We start from the raw sequence: 16,992 nt of genomic DNA on the forward strand, positions 1-16,992 counted from the left end.
CGTGCGGTCGGATCAACACCGCCATGACCCTCGGCGTTCGCGTCTGGACGTGCCCCGGCTGCGATGCCGTGCACGACCGGGACGTCAACGCCGCCAGGAACCTTCTCGCCGCCGGGCTGGCGGAGAGGTGAAACGCCTGTGGAGGGCCGGTGAGACCCGACCCGCGAAAGCGGTGAAGGCGCGGCCCGGTGAAACAGGAACCCCCTCGGGTGACCGAGGGAATCCCCGCCCTTCAGGGCGGTGGAGGATGTCAACGCGGTCCAGAACATGTCGAGCAGTGCGATGTCGTGGGCGGCGGCGCGGCCGGGCTCCGGTCCGAGCCAGTCGGCGGCTCCGCCGATGCTGGCCAGGGTCGCCCGGTGGGTCTGCCAGATGTCCTCCGGGCCGCTGTACAGCACGAGCGCGGCAGGTCCGCCGATGGTGAGGGCCGGGGTCATGATCGCGCCGTCGAGGTAGTCCACGCCGCGCGAGCCCGCCCACTCCGCTCATGTCGCGAGTGCTACGTGGCGTGTCGGCGGTGAGGTTCACCAGGGTGTGGCCCTTCAACGCGGCAGCGGCCGGTTCGACGATCGCGCGAACCGCCGCATTGTCGATGACGCAGGCGAGCGTCAGTGGGCTGGCGCGTACCGCCTCGTCCACGGTGGTCGCTCGTCGCGCGCCTCGGGCGACGAGTGGGTCGGCCCGGGCGGCGGTCCGGTTCCAGACGGTGGTGGGGTGCCCGGCGGCCAGCATGGCGCCGGCCAGCGCCTGACCCATCGGCCCGAGTCCGAGATCGTGACGGGGGGACGGACGTGCTCGGACATGGAGGTGCTCCTCAAAGAGACGGGATGGCGCCGCAACGTGTGTGGACCGTTCGGCAGGGCCGGTCCCATCCTGCGTCCGTCAGGTTCGGGGCATCAAGTACGCACTATTTCCTCAGGTACTTACCTTTTGGTGGGTGGCACACCCTGGAAGGTTTCAGCGTGCGGCCTGGTAGGCGCGGCCGACGGCGGTCGCCGTGCTGCCGGTACGGAAGAGCCCGGTCTGGTCCTTGTCGGTAGCGGGCAGGCCGAACCAGGCGTTACCGGTGCAGCCAGCTCAGCCAGCTGAGCATCCGGGTCGCCGCGGTGAGGAACGCGGCCTGCTGGGCCTGGCTGGGGAAGCGGACGCCGTTGGAGAAGTCGATCAGGGCGAACTCGGTGAGCCAGATCGGCAGCTTGTAGCGGTCGTGGACCGCCTGGAGGTACGACTTGAGCTGGTTGACCGCGTTGGCGGTGGTGAAGTCGCCGCCGTACCAGTGCAGGGCGATGAAGTCGACCCGGTAGCCGCGCTCCTTCGCGCCGGTCATGAAGCGGTCGAGCCATTCGCCCGGTCGGTCCCCGCCCCAGGCTACGGCAGGGCTGCCCAGTGGGAGGCCGGTTGACTCCAGTTGCGGCCACAGGTCCAGCGCCTGTTCCACGCTCATGTTCGCCTGACCGCCCATGTCCGGCTCGTTGAAGCCGAGCAGCTGTCGCCCGTTCTTCTTGGCCTGTTGCAGGCTATTGGCGGTGACGCTTTTCGCGCCCCAGATCATGGGGACGAACTCGCTGCCCTTCGGGCTGGTGACGCCCGGGTGGCCCACGTTCCAGGTGTAGTACCAACGAGCCGTGGAGTTGGCCAGCGCCTCGCTGACGCCGTTGAAGGTCCAGACGCCGACGCCCTTCTTCTTCGAGGTCACCGCGGGCGCCGGCGCGGCCGGGCGGGCCGTCGTCGGCTTCGGCTTCGGGGTCGCCGCTGAGGGCGTGGTGGTGGCTGGCGTGGTCGCGGCGGGCGCGCTGGCCGGTGGGGTGGTGGCCGGCAGCGCCTCGACCGCCGGGGCCGCCGCGGGGGCGGGGGTTGATCCGGTCGGTTGTGCCACGACGATCGCCCCGATCACCAGTGCGGCGACCGCGGCGGCTGCGGAGATCGGCCCCAGTACGCCCTTCGACCCGAACGAGAAGCGGTTGCGCAGCCCGCCGGTGCCCCGGAGCGCACCGCCGGCAAGGGGCTCGGCGGGCGTGGGCAGGGCGGTCGCCGCCGGGATGCCGGCCGCGAGGTTCTCGGCCATTCCGGGTGGGATCGGCAGTAGCGGAAGCTCGGCGAGCAGGCGTTCGACCGGGAGCAGGTCGCGGGCCCAGGAGCCGCAGGCACCGCATTCCCGTACGTGGCGGGCAAGGCGCTTGCGCCACAGCGGGCTCGGTCGGCCGTCCCACGTCTGGGTCACGTCGCGCAGGGCGGGGCAGGCGGCGGTGGCGCGCAGCGCGCGGACCACGCTCCGGGACACCTCCAGCTGTTCTTTCATTCGCTGGATCCGTACCGCCGCGTGGCCCTCGGTCAGGCCGAGTGCCGAGGCGAGGTCGGCTCGGTCGAGGTTGCCGGTGGCCTCCAGCCACCAGAGGGCGAGCAGCGTCTGGTCGTCGTCGTCGAGCCAGCGGGTCGCCTCGGCCACCTCGCGGCGCTGGTCGGTCAGGCCGAGCCGGAGGATCGTGATCCCGGCGAAGTCCGCGGCCGGGTCGGGCACCCCGTACGCGGTGTCGAGGTCGGCGGTGTGGGTCAGCGCGTCGCGGCGCTGCTGCTCGCGGTCGCGCACCTGCCGCACGGTGATGGCGATCAGCCAGGACCGGTACGCGGTCGGATCTCGCAGGTCGGGCAGGTGCCGGACGACGCGTAGCAGGGTCTCCTGGACCACGTCGTCGACGTCGGCGTGCCCCCGCAGCGCCCGGCCGACCACGTTGTAGACGAGGGGGAGCGACGCTGCCACCAGGGCGTCGAGCGCCTGCGGATCGCCGTTGCGGGCGGCCACCACCAGGTCGGTGTCGGCTTCACCTCGACCGGTTCCGCGCATCGTTTCCACTCCTTCGTGTGGTCGCATCGCTACCCAGTGGAAGACCGTGGTGGTTCACCACCAATGCCTCCCCTCAGGAGACCGGCGGGCCGCAGCGGGATAACAGTTTCCACGGCCGGGCCGGACGGAACCAGGCGCGGCGGTCGCTCTCCCGCCCGTCCGTCGATTTCGGATCCATCACAGTGAACGTCTTCACTTGGCCACAAAGAGCGCGTAGCCTGCCTGAAACGATTCATAGAGCGGAGGCCCGCGTGACTCGTCGTACTCTCGGATTCTGGCCGGCTGCCCGGCGGCGCCGGACAGCGGTGCTCCTGGCGGCGACGACCGTCGTCGCGGTGGTCCTCGGCGGGGCGCCGCCGGCGCTCGCCGCACGGGGGCACGCGCCGGGCGCACCGGCCTCGCTGACGGTCGGCGACCGGAGTCGCCCGCTCAACGTCGAGGGCGTCCCGCGGTTCGGTTGGCTGCCCCGCGACGCCGACCCCGGTGAGGCGCAGACCGCCTACCGGATCACCGTCACCGCGACCGGCGGCGACCGGGTCTGGGACTCCGGCAAGGTCGCCTCCGGCCAGCAGTCCTACGTGCCGTACGTCGGACCGGCCCTGCGTGCGGGCACGGCGTACGAGTGGACGGTCCGCACCTGGGACCGCACCGGCCGGCAGTCCCCGCCCGCCGCTGGCGCGTTCGAGACCGGCATCGACGACAGCCAGTGGGAGGGCGCCAGCTGGATCCGGCGCGCCACCACCGAGGCCGACGACTACACCCTGGCCCGCACCGAGGTACGCCCCAACGCCAGCCGCGTGGTCCGGGCCCGCGCCTACACCGCCGCCGACCACACCTACGAGCTCTACCTCAACGGCACCCGCGCCGACCGGGGCACCTCCTTCGGCTACCCGGGGGAGGACTACTACCAGGCTGCCGACGTCACCAGGCTGGTGAAAGCCGGTGCGCCGCTGGTCATCGGGGTGCGTTACCACTGGTACGGCAGCGGTCAGGGTCGCCCCGCCGGTGCCCGTGGCCTGCTGGTGAAGCTGGTCGTCGAGCACGCCGACGGCTCCCGGGAGGTGTACGGCACGGACGGCTCCTGGCGGGTCGCCCGGGACACCCAGTTCGTCGCGAACGCCGAGCGCCGCAACGGCGAGGGCGACCGGGTCGAGCGGCAGGACGCCCGCGCCGAGGTCGCCGGCTGGATGCGGCCCGGCTACGACGACAGCGCCGCCGGGTTCGCCGCCGCCGAGGTGCTCGGCGCGCATCCGACCGCGTCGTCTCCGCATCTGATCGGGCAGGAGACCCGGCTGGTCGAGACCTCCGTCGAGCCGGTCGCGCTGCGTACCGCCGCCGACGGCACGGTCGTCGCCGACTTCGGCGTGGTCATCCCCGCGCGCCCGGTCGTCCGGTTCGACGCCGGCGTGGCCGGGCGCACGGTCGATCTGCGGGCCGGATACACCCTCACCGACACCGGCCGGGTCGACACGTCCACCCTCCAGTCGCAGGGCACCACGATGAGCTTCCCGTACCTGCAGAAGGACGGGCCGCAGGAGTTCCGCGCCTTCACCCACCTCGGTTTCCGTTACCTGGAGATCCCCGGCGCCGGCGAGCAGATCTCGGCGCACGACGTCTCCGCCGTCGTGGTGCACACCGACGTCCCGTCCGGCCGGGAGGCGAGCTTCATCAGCTCGAACGCCACCCTCGACGCGGTGTGGACGATGATGAAACGGTCCGCGATCTACTCTGTCCAGGAGGCGTTCGTCGACACTCCCACCCGGGAGAAGGGCCAGTTCCTCGGCGACGCCGCGAACATCTCGTACGCCACGATGGCCGCCTTCGGCGAGCGCGACGCGACTCAGCAGGCCATCCGCGAGTTCCTCCGCTCGGCCGCCCGCTACTGGACCGCCGAGGGCGACCGTGGTCGCTACAACGCCGTCTATCCCAACGGCGACGGCAAGCGGGACATCCCCGACTACTCGCTGATGTTCGTCGACTGGGTGTGGCGGTACTGGACCGAGACCGGCGACCGGGAGCTGCTGGCGGAGGCGTACCCGGCGATCCGGGACACCGCCGAGTACGTGTTGCGCCACATTCCGGCCACCGGCCCCACCGCCGGCCTGGTCACCGATCTGTCCGGCGGCAGCGGCGCCTACCGCTTCGGCATCATCGACTGGCCCGAGCCGGGCCGCTTCGGCTACGACATGACCGCCGCCGCGCGGACCACCATCAACGCCCAGAGCGTCGACGTGCTGCGGACCACCGCCCGAATGGCCGAGGCAGTCGGTCGGCCTGCCGCCGAGGTGACCGCGTACGACGGGCGGGCCGCCGACCTCACCGACGCGGTCAACGCCACGCTGCGCGCCGCCGATGGCAGCTACGTCGACGGGCTGTCGGCCACCGGTGCGCGCAGTGCCCACGCCGGGCAGCACGCCACGTCGTACGCCATCGCGCACGGGCTGGCCCCGCGGGCCGACCTGCCCGCGCTGGCCGACCACGTCGCGTCGATGGGGATGAAGCAGGGGCCGATGACCGCCCACTGGCTGCTGCGGGCGCTCGCCGACGCCGACCGGCCCGAGGCGGTGCTGCGGCTGCTGACCAACCCGGATGACCTGGGCTGGGCGAACATCCTCGCCCAGGGCGGCACCTTCACCTGGGAGGCCTGGACACTCGATCCCGGCAGCAACTTCAGCCAGTCGCACGGCTGGGGAGCGCAGGCGGTGGTCGACGTGCAGGAGACCCTGCTCGGCGTCCGCACCGCCAGCCCTGGGGCCGCCGTGGTCGACGTCGTGCCGCCCGCCGCCGGGCTCGACCGGGCGAGCGGCACGGTGTCCACCCAGCGCGGACCGGTCCGCCTGGACTGGCGGCGTACCGAGGGCGGCCTCCGCGTCGACCTCGACGTGCCGGTCAACGTCACCGCCCGGGTTGCCCTGCCGGTCATCCCCGGAAAGTCCTACCGGGCGGCCGGTCCGAGCAAGGCGACCTTCGTCGGGATCGAGGACGGCCGGGCCGTCTTCCAGGTCGGCTCCGGTCGGTCCAGCTTCCACCCGGTCGCCGGTCCGGCGGCCCAGCCCCGCTGACGTCCCGTTCGGGGCCGGTCACCGGCCCGCCACCACCGGAAGGATGAGGACCAGGAATGATGCGCATGACGCGGCGCCGCGCCGCACCCTCCGCGCTTCTCGTGCTGCTGCTCGGCCTGACGCCGACGGTGGTGCCGGGCCCGGCCGCGGCCGCCGCGCCGGCGGCCCCCGCGCCGACGGTGACCGGCCTGACCACCGAACGGGCCATCGAGCCGATCGGGCTGGACGTGGAGAAGCCCCGCCTCGGCTGGCGCATCGAGGCCACCACCCGGGGCGTGCTCCAGGAGTCGTACCAGGTGCGCGTCGCCACCAGTCCGGACCGGCTGGGCGACGCGGACGTCTGGGACAGCGGCCGGGTCCGGTCGCGACAGAGCACCCTCGTCCCGTACGCGGGCCCGCAACTGCAGCCGCGCACCCGGTACGCCTGGCAGGTCCGCGTCTGGGACACCGCGGGCCGCGACTCGGGGTGGAGCGCGCCGGCGTCCTGGGAGACCGGCGTACGGGGTGGTGACGGCTGGCAGGCCGACTGGGTCGGCATGCCGTCGCCCACCGAGTCCTGGGCCGACTACACGGTGCAGACGACGGTCCGGCTCGAACGCGACGCGGCGGGGATCTTCCTGCGGGCCCGTGGCGCGGGCAACGCGTACATGTGGCAGTTCTCCAGCACCGGCGGCAGCGCGAAACTGCGCCCGCACGTACGGGTCGACGGCGCCTGGACCCTGCTCAAGGAGGTGCCGCTCGGTGCGGTCGTACCGGCCGACAAGCTGACCGCGCCGCACATCCTGCGCATCACCGCGGCCGGCGACACCATCACCACCTGGGTCGACGGCACCCAGGTCGACGTCACCCGCAGCACCGCCCACCGGGCCGGGTCGGTGGGCCTGCGCACCAACGGGGTGGAGAGCGGGGTTTTCTCCGACTTCTCGGTGACCAGCGGCAGCGACACCCTTTACGCGGCCCCGCTCACCGACGGCGCGAACCCGTTCGGGGCGGGCACGGCCACCCCGGGCGGCCTGCGGGTCAGCGGCGACGCCGAGGCCATGCTCACCGCGCTGGACGCGAACCCGCTGCTGCGCCGGGGCTTCCGGGTCGACGGTACGGTCTCCCGGGCCCGGGTCTACGCCACCGCACTCGGGGTCTACCAGCTGTCACTCAACGGCCAGCGGGTCGGCGACCACGAGTTGGCACCCGGCTGGACGGACTACGACAAGCGGGTGCAGTACCAGACGTACGACGTCACCCGCCAGCTCCGCGCGGGCGACAACGCGCTCGGCGCGCTGCTCGGCGACGGCTGGTACGCCGGCAGCATCGCCTGGTTCGGCACCGACAACTACGGCTCCCGGCCGCACCTCAGCGCGCAGCTGGTCATCGACTACACCGATGGGCGCAGCGAGACGATCGGCACCGACGGCTCGTGGCGCGCCACCGCCGGGCCCTTCCTGCAGAGCGACCTCATCCATGGTGAGACCTACGACGCGCGGCGACTGCCGGCCGGCTGGGACCGGCCCGGGTTCGACGACTCCGCCTGGTCGCCCGCCACCGTTGACGACGTCGACGCCACCGACTGGATCGTCGCCCAGGTCGACCCGCCGGTGCGGGTCACGCAGGAGCTGCCGGCCAAGGCGCTGACCCAGCCCACCCCCGGCACCTGGATCGTCGACCTCGGCCAGAACATGGTGGGCAAGGTCCGGCTGAAGGTCGACGGCCCGGCCGGCGCGACGGTCCGCATCCGGCACGCCGAGGTGCTCAACCCGGACGGCACCGCCTACACCGCCAACCTGCGCACGGCCAGGGCCACCGACCATTACACGCTGCGCGGCGGCGGGGCCGAGGTCTACCAGCCCACGTTCACCTTCCACGGCTTCCGCTACGTCGAGCTGACCGGCTATCCGGGCACGCCCGATCTGTCCACCGTCACCGGCCTGGTCATGCACACCGACGGGGAGCTCACCAGCGAGTTCGAGACCTCCAACGCGATGGTGAACAAGCTGCACAGCAACATCACCTGGGGGCAGCGCGGCAACTTCCTGTCCATCCCGACCGACACCCCGGCCCGGGACGAGCGGCTCGGCTGGACCGGCGACATCAACGTCTTCGCCAACACCGCCACGTTCAACATGGACAGCCTGACGTTCCTCACCAAGTGGTTGCAGGACCTGCGGGACGCGCAGTCGGCCAACGGCGCTTACCCCGACGTCGCGCCCCGGGCCTGCTGCGGGGACGGCGCGACCGGATGGGCCGACGCCGGGATCACCGTGCCGTACGCCCTCTGGCAGCGCTACGGCGACACCCGGGTCGTCGAGGAGCACTACGCGTCGATGGTGCGGTACGCGTCCTGGCTGGAGAGCACCAGCTCGGGTCACCTGCGTACCAACGCCGGCCCGTACCTCGACTGGCTCAACCTCGACGATCCGACGCCCGCCGGCGTCGTCGGAACGGCCTACTACGCCTACAGCATCCGGCTGTTGGGCCAGCTGGCCGGCGCCATCGGCAAGGACGCCGACGCGGCCCGCTACGCGGCGCTGTCCAAGGACATCGCGCAGGCGTTCGTCGACGCGTACGTCTCCGCCGACGGCACGGTGCAGGGCGACAGCCAGACCGGGTACGTGCTGGCCATCGGCATGGGCCTGCTGCCCGACACGCTGCGGGCCAAGGCCGCCGACCGGCTGGTCGCCAACGTGCAACGGCACGACTGGCACCTCTCCACCGGCTTCCTCGGCACCCCGGACCTGCTGCCGGCGCTCAGTGAGACCGGGCATCTGGACGTCGCGTACCGGCTGCTGCTCAACGACACGTATCCGTCGTGGGGTTACGAGATCGCCAAGGGCGCGACCACGATCTGGGAGCGTTGGGACTCGATCAAACCCGACGGCAGCTTCGGCGACGTGGGGATGAACTCCTTCAACCACTACGCGTACGGCGCGGTGGGCGACTGGATGTACCGGACCGTGGCCGGCATCCAACCCGACGCAGGCAATCCCGGGTACGCGCACCTCACGTTCGCCCCGCAGCCGGGTGGAGACCTCACCTCGGCCAGGGCGTCGTACCGCTCGGCGTACGGGACGATCGGCAGCGACTGGGATCTCGACGCGCGCGGGGACATGCGGCTGCGGCTCACCGTGCCGGCGAACACCACGGCGACCGTACGCCTGCCGGCACCGGGGCGGAACGCGGTCACCGAGGGCGGCCGGCCGGCGGATCAGGCCGACGGCGTGCGGTTCGTCCGGATGGACGGCACGGTCGCCGTCTACGAGATCGGCTCCGGTTCGTACTCCTTCGCGATCGACCGGGTGCTCGGCGACCTGGGCGACGCCGGCGACACGGTGCGGGAGCTGGTGACGCTCACCGACCAGCTCGCCGCTGAGCTGGGCCGGCCGGTGGCCGAGTACCTGCGCGGCCGGTTCAGCCGACTCGCCGCGGAGACGACGGCGGCGCGCACGGCGTACCTGGCGGGCAATTCCCGTTCCGCCGCCGGTGACGTGCACCGAGCCCTGGCGAGCGCCGCCGACACGGCCCGGTGGCTGCGCACCCAGGTCGCCGCGGGTCGCCTCGACCAGGCCCACGCGGACCGGTTCACCGTGCTGCTCACCCGGGTCGATCAGCGGCTCTCCGCGGCGTCGTCGACCCTGGTCGGCGCCGTGGTCAGACTCGACCTGCCGGTGGGGGAGCGGCTGCCCGGCGCGGTCGTACGCGCCACCGTCACGGTGACCAACGGCGGGCGGGACCCGCTGACCGGCGTGACCTCCGATCTGCGGGCACCCGACGGCTGGACGGTCACGCCGGTCGGCAGGCGGGCCACCACGGTCGCACCGGGCGGCACCGTCAGCCACGGCTACGACCTGCGGATCCCCGCCGGTCAGGCGCCGGTGAGCGGGGCCATCGACGGCTCCGCCAGCTACCGCCACCGGGGTGGCGCCGCCACACTGCCCGTCGCGGGAACGGTCACCGTCGCGCCGGCGGTGCAGGTCGTGTCGGCGGTCCCGGTCCCGGCCGACGTCGCGCCGGGCGCCGCGACGACGGTCGGCACGGTGCTGCGCAACCGGGCCGCCGTGCGGGTGACGGGGCAGCTGACCGTCATCGCGCCGGACGGCTGGCGGGTGGCGCCGGCCACCGCCGGGTACGACCTCGCCCCCGGCGCGCAGACCACCGTGTCGACCGTCCTCACCGCGCCGGTGTCCGTGACGCAGGGGCCGGTGGAAATCACGGTGGCCACCGGCGACACGGCGGCCGAACGGCGTACGCTCGCGATCCCGGTCCGGTTCGACAATCCGCCGCCGGGCGCGTACGACCACGTCGACCTCGGCGATCCGGCCTCCGAGCAGGCCCACGGCCTCACCGCCTCGACCTACTCGGCCACCAGCACCGAGGCCGGCCTGACCCGCCGGTACACCGACACGACCCGCCCCGGTGGCTGGTTCGAGTTCGACCTCGCCGTCGAGCCCGGCGAGCCGTTCGTGTTGCGCTCGATCGAGACCTACGACGGGCCGCAGCTGAAGGACTACGAGGTGGTCGTGGACGGGGTGGTGGCGTACAGCCGCTCGTGGCGACGGACGGTGGGTGGAGCCGGCACGGTCAGCTACCAGTTCGTGGTCGACCTGCCGGACGCGACCCGCGACGGGGCGGTGCGGGTGCGCTTCCGGGACACGGGTGACGGCTACGACCCGTCGGTCGCCGACGTCTGGGCTACGCCGGTCCCGGCGGCCTGACGCACCCGCGCCGCTGTCGTCCTCCCGACGCCAGACCCGTTGCCTCTCGCCGTCCCCATGCCCGGGTTGGCCCAGACGCCCTTTGCTCTGCTTCAATCGGCGCAACACCGGCGGTGCCTTGTCGTTGCGCCCGTTGAAGCAGAGCAAGGGGCGGCCAGCTCGGCCACCCGGCCAGCTCGGCCACCCGGCCAGCTCGGCCACCCGGCCAGCCCGGCTACCGGAGGCCGCCGCGCCAGCCAACTGGTGCGGTTCGGGCGGTCAGCGCCGGGCCCGCCGGGGGTGGTCGCTGGAGCGGCGGACGACCAACTCCGGCTGGAAGACCACGTGCCGGTGCCGGTGCGTGTCGCCGGGCTCGGCCTCCTCCAGCAGCAGCTGAGCCGCGGTGCGGCCGAGCTGGTCGCGGGGCTGGCGTACCGATGACAGCGGCACCGCCGCCGCGTCGGCGAACTCGATGTCGTCGTAGCCGACGATGGCCACGTCGGCCGGCACCCGCAGGCCGCGCGCGGTCAGCTCCTGGAGTACGCCGAGTGCGATCAGATCGTTGGCGCAGAAGACGGCGGTGGGGCGCTGCCGGGCCGGCAGCGTCAGCAACTCCTCGGCGGCGCGCCGGCCGGCGGCGACGGTCAGGCTGGTGGTCACCGCCACCCGGAGTTCGGCGCCGTTGCCGCGTTCCTCCAGGGCCGCTGCGGCACCGGCGTGCCGGTCGGCGACCTGGGCGAGGGAGAGCGGGCCGCCGAGGTAGGCGATGCGGTGGTGGCCCTGGTCCAGCAGGTGGTCCATGGCGAGCCGGCCGCCGAGGACGTCGTCGACCGCCACCGAGCAACGGTTCGCCCGGCCCGTGCCCCGGTCCACCAGCACCACCGGGATGCCCCGGTCGATGAGCTTGTCCAGGTTGGGCTGGGGGCCGTGGCCGACCGGGGTGATGAGGACGCCGCGGACCCGCTGTTCCTCCAGCAGCTCCAGGTGGCGGCGCTCGCGGGCGCTGTCCTCGCCGCTGTTGCAGACGACGACCATGGCGCCGGCCTCCTCGACCACCTGTTCGGCGCCGCGCACGACGTCGGTGAAGAACGGGTTGGCCACGTCCAGGACGACGATGGCGACGGTGCGGCTGTGCCCGGCGCGTAGTTGGCGCGCGGAGTCGTTGCGGACGTAGCCGAGCGTGCTGATGGCGTCGAGCACCCGCTGTCGGGTGGCGGGGGCGACCGTGTCGGGCCGGTTGAGCACGTTGCTCACCGTGCCGAGGGAGACGCCGGCGTGCCGGGCGACCTCCTTGATGTTCGCCGTTGCCATGACTCCCTCGACGTTCCGTGCGGTGGTCGCGGCCCCGAGCCCGGCGCGGGTCGCGGTCGCGGTGATCCCCGGAAAGCCCGTCGCGGGGACGGCTGGACCGGGTAGTTCCGGCAGTGTATAGCGGCTAAAACGTTTCATCCAGCCGCCCGGCGGCCCCGCGCGTCGCGTCGCCAAGCGACGGCACGGGTCGGATGGGGCCTGGAGCCCGCATCAGCAACAGGGAGGAAATCATGGCGAAACCCTTGACGCTCGCGAATGCCTCCCCCTACGGTCCATGCACGACTCATGAAACGATTCAGGAGGGATCGAATGACCGCCGACGCACCGGGCACGGACGGCGTTCCGCTGCTGGTACTCGACGGCGTGACGAAGTCCTTCGGGGCCGTCGCCGCGCTGCGTGGGGTGCACCTGGCGCTGCACGCCGGCGAGGCCCACGCCCTGGTCGGCGAGAACGGGGCGGGCAAGTCCACCCTGGTGAAGATCCTGGCCGGTGCGCACCCGCCGGACGCCGGCGAGATGACCCTGGACGGGCAACCACTGCGGCTGCGCGGTCCCGCCGACGCCCGGGCCGCCGGCATCGCCGTCATCTACCAGGAGCCGACGCTCTTTCCGGATCTGTCCGTGGCGGAGAACATCTTCATGGGCCGGCAACCGCTTCGCGGCCTGCGCCGCATCGACAGCGCGGCGATGCACCGCGACGCCGAGCGGCTGTTCCAGCGGCTCGGGGTCCGGATCGACCCGACCCGCCCCGCCCGAGGGCTCTCCATCGCCGACCAGCAGCTCGTCGAGATCGCCAAGGCGATCTCCTTCGACGCCCGCGTCCTGGTCATGGACGAACCCACCGCCGCGCTCTCCGGTGTGGAGGTCGAGCGGCTCTTCGCGGTCGCCCGGTCGCTCTGCGAACGCGGCGCGGCGGTGCTGTTCATCTCGCACCGCTTCGACGAGGTGTTCGACCTCTGCCACCGCGTCACCGTGCTGCGCGACGGCGCCTGGGTCTCCAGCGACCGGGCCGCCGACCTCACCGTCGACGAGGTGGTGCGGCGCATGGTGGGCCGGGACGTCTCCTCGCTCTACCCCAAGCAGGCCGCCGAGCCGCGCGACACGCTTCTCGAGGTCCGTGGGCTGACCCGGGCCGGCGTCTTCACCGACGTGTCGTTCTCCGTCCGGGGTGGGGAGATCGTCGCGCTCGCCGGCCTGGTCGGCGCCGGCCGCAGCGAGGTCGCCCGCGCCGTCTTCGGCGTCGACCGCTACGACGCGGGCGAGGTGCTGGTGGCCGGGCGAGGTGTCCCGGCGGGCAGGCCGGGCCGGGCGATCGCCGCCGGCATGGCGCTGGTCCCCGAGGACCGGCGGCAGCAGGGCCTGGTCATGGAGCTGTCGGTGGAGCGCAACGCGACGCTGGCCCGCCGCCGGGCGCTGAGCCGCCTCGGCCTCCTGCTCGGCGGCGCGGAGCGCGCCGAGGCCCGCAGCTGGACGCGGCGGCTGCAGGTGAAGGCCGCCCGGCTCGGCGCCCCGGTGGCGACCCTCTCCGGCGGCAACCAGCAGAAGGTCGTGCTCGCCAAGTGGCTGGCCACCGAACCACGGATCCTGATCGTCGACGAGCCCACCCGTGGCATCGACGTCGGCACCAAGGCCGAGGTGCACCGGCTGCTCTCGGAGCTGGCCGGCGAGGGCCTGGCCATCCTCATGATCAGCAGCGAACTGCCCGAGGTGCTCGGCATGGCCGACCGGGTCCTGGTCATGCACGAGGGGCGACTGGTCCGTGAGCTGTCCCGGGCCGAGGCGGACGAGACCTCCATCATGTTCGCCGCCACCGGTCAAGGAGTGCCCGCATGAGCCGCACCGACGCCGCCGCGCCCGAGCAGGTCGCCGGGAACGCCCCGACCGACCGCGGTCGGCAGCGCCGCGGCCTCGCCGAGCGGCTGCTCGCCGTACGCGAGCTGAGCCTCCTGATCGCGCTCGGGCTGCTGATCCTGGTGACCACCGTGCGCAACGACCGGTTCCTGAGCGGCCAGAGCGTCAAGGACCTGCTGCTGGGCTGCGCGATCCTGGTGATCCTGGCGGTCGGGCAGACCCTGGTCATCGTCACCCGCAACGTCGACCTCTCCGTCAGCTCGATCCTCGGTCTGGTCGCCTTCGCCACCGGCTCGCTGTTCCTCTCCGCGCCCGGCACCCCGTGGCCGGTGGCGCTCGTCCTGGGTATCGCGCTGGGCGCGTTCTGCGGCGTGGTCAACGGCGGCCTGATCGCGGTGGCCCGGGTGCCCGCCCTGGTCATCACCCTGGGCACCCTCTACGCCTTCCGCGGCGTCGACTACTACTGGGCGTCCGGGCGGCAGATCAACGCCGCCGACATGCCCTCGTCGTTCCTGCAGCTGGGCAACCAGACCGTGCTCGGCGTACCCGTGCTGTTCCTCATCGCGTTGGTCGTCGTCGCCGTCGTCGGGTTCTACCTGCGCTCCTACCGCAGCGGCCGCGAGCTCTACGCGATCGGCTCGGAACCGGCCGCCGCGCGGCTCTCCGGCATCCCGGTGGGCCGCCGGGTGTTCGCCGTCTTCGTCGCCAACGGCGCGCTCGCCGGCCTCGCCGGCGTGCTGTACGCGGCCCGGTTCGGCACCCTCGACGCGGCCGCCGGCACCGGCCTGGAACTCCAGGTCGTCGCCGCCGCCGTGGTCGGCGGGGTGGCGATCTTCGGCGGCAGCGGCAGCGCCTACGGCGCGGCGCTCGGCGCCGTGCTGCTGACCACGATCGGCAGCTCGCTCGCCGTCCTGCGCATCGACCCGTTCTGGCAGCAGGCCGTGGTCGGCGCGCTCATCCTCGCCGCCATCGGGCTGGACCGGCTCCTGGCCCTGCGGGTGGCGGCCCGCCTCCGAGGGAGAAGCGCCCATGGCGCATGACAGCCTGTACGCCGCACCACCCACCGTCGAGGCCGAGCCCGGCGCGGGCCGACTCGCCACCCTGCGCGGGCTGTTCGGCTCCTGGGACGCGGTGATCGTCGGCGCCCTCGTGGTGGCAGTGCTGGTCGCCGGGTTGACCGTGGAGAACTTCGCCACCGGCCGCAACGCCCAGTTCCTGCTGCTCGACCTGGTGCCGCTGGCGTTCATCGCGCTGCCGATGACGCTGATCGTGATCACCGGCGAGATCGACCTGTCCGTGGCCAGCATGGTGGGCCTGTGCAGCACGTTGATGGGACAGCTCTGGCTCTCCAGTGGACTGTCGCTGGAGCTGATCTGCGTCCTCGTGGTGCTGCTCGGGGCGGCGCTCGGCGCGGTGAACGGTCTCTTCGTCACCGGTTTCGGCCTGCCGTCCCTGGCGGTCACCATCGGCACGCTCGCCCTCTACCGGGGGCTGTCCTTCGTCGTGCTCGGCGACCAGGCGGTCGCGGACTTCCCGGCCGACTGGACGGCCGCCGTGGTGCGGAACATCCCCGGCACGTCGATCCCGGTCGTGCTGGTGCCGCTGCTGCTGCTCGCCCTGGTCTTCGGGGTCGTGCTGCACGCCACCCCAGCCGGCCGGGCGCTCTACGCCATGGGCAACAACGACCAGGCCGCCACGTTCACCGGCGTCTCGGTGGCCCGGACGAAGTTCTGGCTCTTCGTGGTCTCCGGCGCCGTGTGCGGGCTGGTCGGCATCTTCTGGACCCTGCGGTACGCCAGCGCCCGCGGCGACAACGCCACCGGCCTGGAGCTGACCGTCGTCACCGCTGTGCTGCTCGGCGGGGTCTCGATCTTCGGCGGCCGGGGCGCCCTGCTCGGTGTGCTGGCCGGCGTCCTGCTCCTCGGCGTCCTGCGCAACGCGTTGCAGCTCGCCGACGTCGACGCCAACGCCCTGACGATCGTCACCGGCACCCTGCTCATCGCATCCGTGGTGCTGCCCAACGCCGTCGCGGACATCCGCGCCCGGCTGCACCGTCGACGACAGCGGCACTCCGTCGCTTCGTGAGGTCCCCCGCTCACCAACCACCCCCGGAAGGATGACGATGTCCGCATACCGCAGAGGCCTCCGTGTCGGGGCCACCAGCCTCGCCCTGGCCGCACTGCTGCTCAGCGCCGCAGCGTGCGGCGGCACCACCCGTGACAACTCCGGTAACGACGCCGGCGCCGGCAACCAGGCGAGCGGCGCCGCCAACCCCGACGCCGCCATCAAGGAAGGTCTCAAGATCGCCTTCCTGCCGAAGCAGCTGAACAACCCCTACTTCACCGTCTCGGACAACGGCGGCAAGGACGCGGTCACCGAGTTCAAGGGTGAGTTCAAGGAGGTCGGCCCGTCCGAGGCGAGCGCCTCGTCGCAGGTCAGCTACATCAACACCCTGTCCCAGCAGGGCATGGACGTGATCGTCACCTCGGCCAACGACCCGAACGCCATCTGCGGCGCGCTCAACCAGGCGAAGGCGGCCGGCGCGAAGATCGTCACCTTCGACTCCGACACCAAGCCGGAGTGCCGGCAGATCTTCGTCAACCAGGTCACCGCCGAAGGCATCGCGGAGAACCAGGTCAAGCTGATCTCGCAGCAGATCGGCGGCGAGGGCGAGATCGCGATCCTCTCCGCGACCGCCAACGCGACCAACCAGAACGCCTGGATCGCGCTGATGAAGGAGGAGCTGAAGAAGCCCGAGTACAGCAAGATCAAGCTGGTCACCGTGGCGTACGGCAACGACGACGACCAGAAGTCCTTCCAGGAGACCCAGGGTCTGCTCCAGTCGTACCCGAACCTCAAGGGCATCATCTCCCCGACCACCGTCGGCGTCGCGGCTGCCGGGCGCTACCTCAGCGGATCGCAGTACAAGGGCAAGGTCAAGCTGACCGGTCTGGGCACCCCCAACCAGATGCGCCAGTACGTCAAGGACGGCACCGTCGACGCGTTCGCCCTGTGGAGCCCGGCCGACCTCGGCTACCTCGCGGCGTACGCCGGCGCGGCGCTGGCCTCCGGCCAGATCACCGGCGCCGAGGGCGACAAGTTCAAGGCCGGCAAGCTCGGCGAGTTCACCGTCGGCAAGGAGGGGGTGGTCATCCTCGGCCCGCCCACCGTCTTCGACAAGAGCAACATCGACCAGTTCCAGTTCTGATCGCCCTCCCGGTCGGTGCGGCGTACACCGCGC

General features: G+C 72.4%; 9 protein-coding genes and 1 pseudogene. 7 read left to right on the forward strand and 3 right to left on the reverse strand.

The window, feature by feature from the left end; translation table 11 throughout:
• Positions 1-23 precede the first annotated feature (23 nt).
• Positions 24-131 (forward strand): zinc ribbon domain-containing protein, encoded by a 108-nt coding sequence (locus ACWD6N_RS22455; protein ID WP_450005161.1) that lies wholly within the window; start codon positions 24-26, stop codon positions 129-131.
• Here the strand turns inward: ACWD6N_RS22455 and ACWD6N_RS22460 are convergent.
• Together ACWD6N_RS22460 and ACWD6N_RS22465 are read right to left on the reverse strand one after the other, a co-directional pair.
• Positions 85-759 (reverse strand): annotated as a pseudogene (locus ACWD6N_RS22460) (NAD(P)-binding domain-containing protein); the annotation flags it as partial. The gene ACWD6N_RS22455 and the pseudogene ACWD6N_RS22460 sit on opposite strands and share 47 nt — an antisense overlap.
• A gap of 301 nt (positions 760-1,060) precedes the next feature.
• On the reverse strand, positions 1,061-2,842 hold the full coding sequence (locus ACWD6N_RS22465) for a sigma-70 family RNA polymerase sigma factor (protein ID WP_450005154.1): 1,782 nt from the start codon (positions 2,840-2,842) through the stop codon (positions 1,061-1,063).
• 251 nt (positions 2,843-3,093) lie between these two features.
• Here ACWD6N_RS22465 and ACWD6N_RS22470 point away from each other — a divergent pair, with 251 nt between their 5' ends.
• Complete coding sequence (locus tag ACWD6N_RS22470; RefSeq protein WP_450005155.1) at positions 3,094-5,904, forward strand: family 78 glycoside hydrolase catalytic domain; 2,811 nt, start codon at positions 3,094-3,096, stop codon at positions 5,902-5,904.
• A 65-nt stretch (positions 5,905-5,969) separates the two neighbouring features.
• Positions 5,970-10,610 carry a family 78 glycoside hydrolase catalytic domain gene (locus ACWD6N_RS22475; protein WP_450005156.1) on the forward strand — a complete coding sequence of 1,547 codons (4,641 nt, stop codon included), beginning with the start codon at positions 5,970-5,972 and terminating at the stop codon, positions 10,608-10,610.
• A gap of 258 nt (positions 10,611-10,868) precedes the next feature.
• On the opposite strand, the gene ACWD6N_RS22480 is transcribed toward ACWD6N_RS22475, so the two are convergent.
• Entirely contained in the window at positions 10,869-11,900 is a 1,032-nt protein-coding gene (locus ACWD6N_RS22480) for a LacI family DNA-binding transcriptional regulator (RefSeq protein ID WP_450005157.1), read from the reverse strand.
• A 309-nt stretch (positions 11,901-12,209) separates the two neighbouring features.
• On the opposite strand from ACWD6N_RS22480, the gene ACWD6N_RS22485 reads away from it, so the two are divergent.
• Genes ACWD6N_RS22485 through rhaS form a run of 4 tightly spaced genes read left to right on the forward strand, consistent with a single transcriptional unit; the run spans position 12,210 to position 16,959 of the window.
• The gene (locus tag ACWD6N_RS22485) at positions 12,210-13,733 is read left to right on the forward strand and encodes a sugar ABC transporter ATP-binding protein (protein ID WP_387322033.1); all 1,524 of its coding nucleotides are present in this window, start codon (positions 12,210-12,212) and stop codon (positions 13,731-13,733) included.
• Positions 13,730-14,791, forward strand: a complete 1,062-nt coding sequence (locus ACWD6N_RS22490) for an ABC transporter permease (RefSeq protein ID WP_354967426.1) — start codon at positions 13,730-13,732, stop codon at positions 14,789-14,791. Before ACWD6N_RS22485 ends, ACWD6N_RS22490 begins: the two co-directional genes overlap by 4 nt.
• Positions 14,781-15,836, forward strand: a complete 1,056-nt coding sequence (locus ACWD6N_RS22495; RefSeq protein WP_354967427.1) for an ABC transporter permease — start codon at positions 14,781-14,783, stop codon at positions 15,834-15,836. The genes ACWD6N_RS22490 and ACWD6N_RS22495 overlap by 11 nt, the downstream gene beginning before the upstream one ends.
• 37 nt (positions 15,837-15,873) lie before the next feature.
• Positions 15,874-16,959 carry a rhamnose ABC transporter substrate-binding protein gene (gene rhaS, locus ACWD6N_RS22500; protein WP_354967428.1) on the forward strand — a complete coding sequence of 362 codons (1,086 nt, stop codon included), beginning with the start codon at positions 15,874-15,876 and terminating at the stop codon, positions 16,957-16,959.
• Positions 16,960-16,992: the final 33 nt, after the last annotated feature.

Source organism: Micromonospora sp. NPDC005163 (genome assembly GCF_053599835.1).

Coding starts and splice junctions, on each gene's coding strand:
- rhaS (WP_354967428.1), top strand. CDS start 15,874: ATGTCCGCATACCGCAGAGGCCTCCGTGTCGGGGCCACCAGCCTCGCC.
- ACWD6N_RS22475 (WP_450005156.1), top strand. CDS start 5,970: ATGACGCGGCGCCGCGCCGCACCCTCCGCGCTTCTCGTGCTGCTGCTC.
- ACWD6N_RS22485 (WP_387322033.1), top strand. CDS start 12,210: ATGACCGCCGACGCACCGGGCACGGACGGCGTTCCGCTGCTGGTACTC.
- ACWD6N_RS22480 (WP_450005157.1), bottom strand. CDS start 11,900: ATGGCAACGGCGAACATCAAGGAGGTCGCCCGGCACGCCGGCGTCTCC.
- ACWD6N_RS22490 (WP_354967426.1), top strand. CDS start 13,730: ATGAGCCGCACCGACGCCGCCGCGCCCGAGCAGGTCGCCGGGAACGCC.
- ACWD6N_RS22465 (WP_450005154.1), bottom strand. CDS start 2,842: ATGCGCGGAACCGGTCGAGGTGAAGCCGACACCGACCTGGTGGTGGCC.
- ACWD6N_RS22455 (WP_450005161.1), top strand. CDS start 24: ATGACCCTCGGCGTTCGCGTCTGGACGTGCCCCGGCTGCGATGCCGTG.
- ACWD6N_RS22495 (WP_354967427.1), top strand. CDS start 14,781: ATGGCGCATGACAGCCTGTACGCCGCACCACCCACCGTCGAGGCCGAG.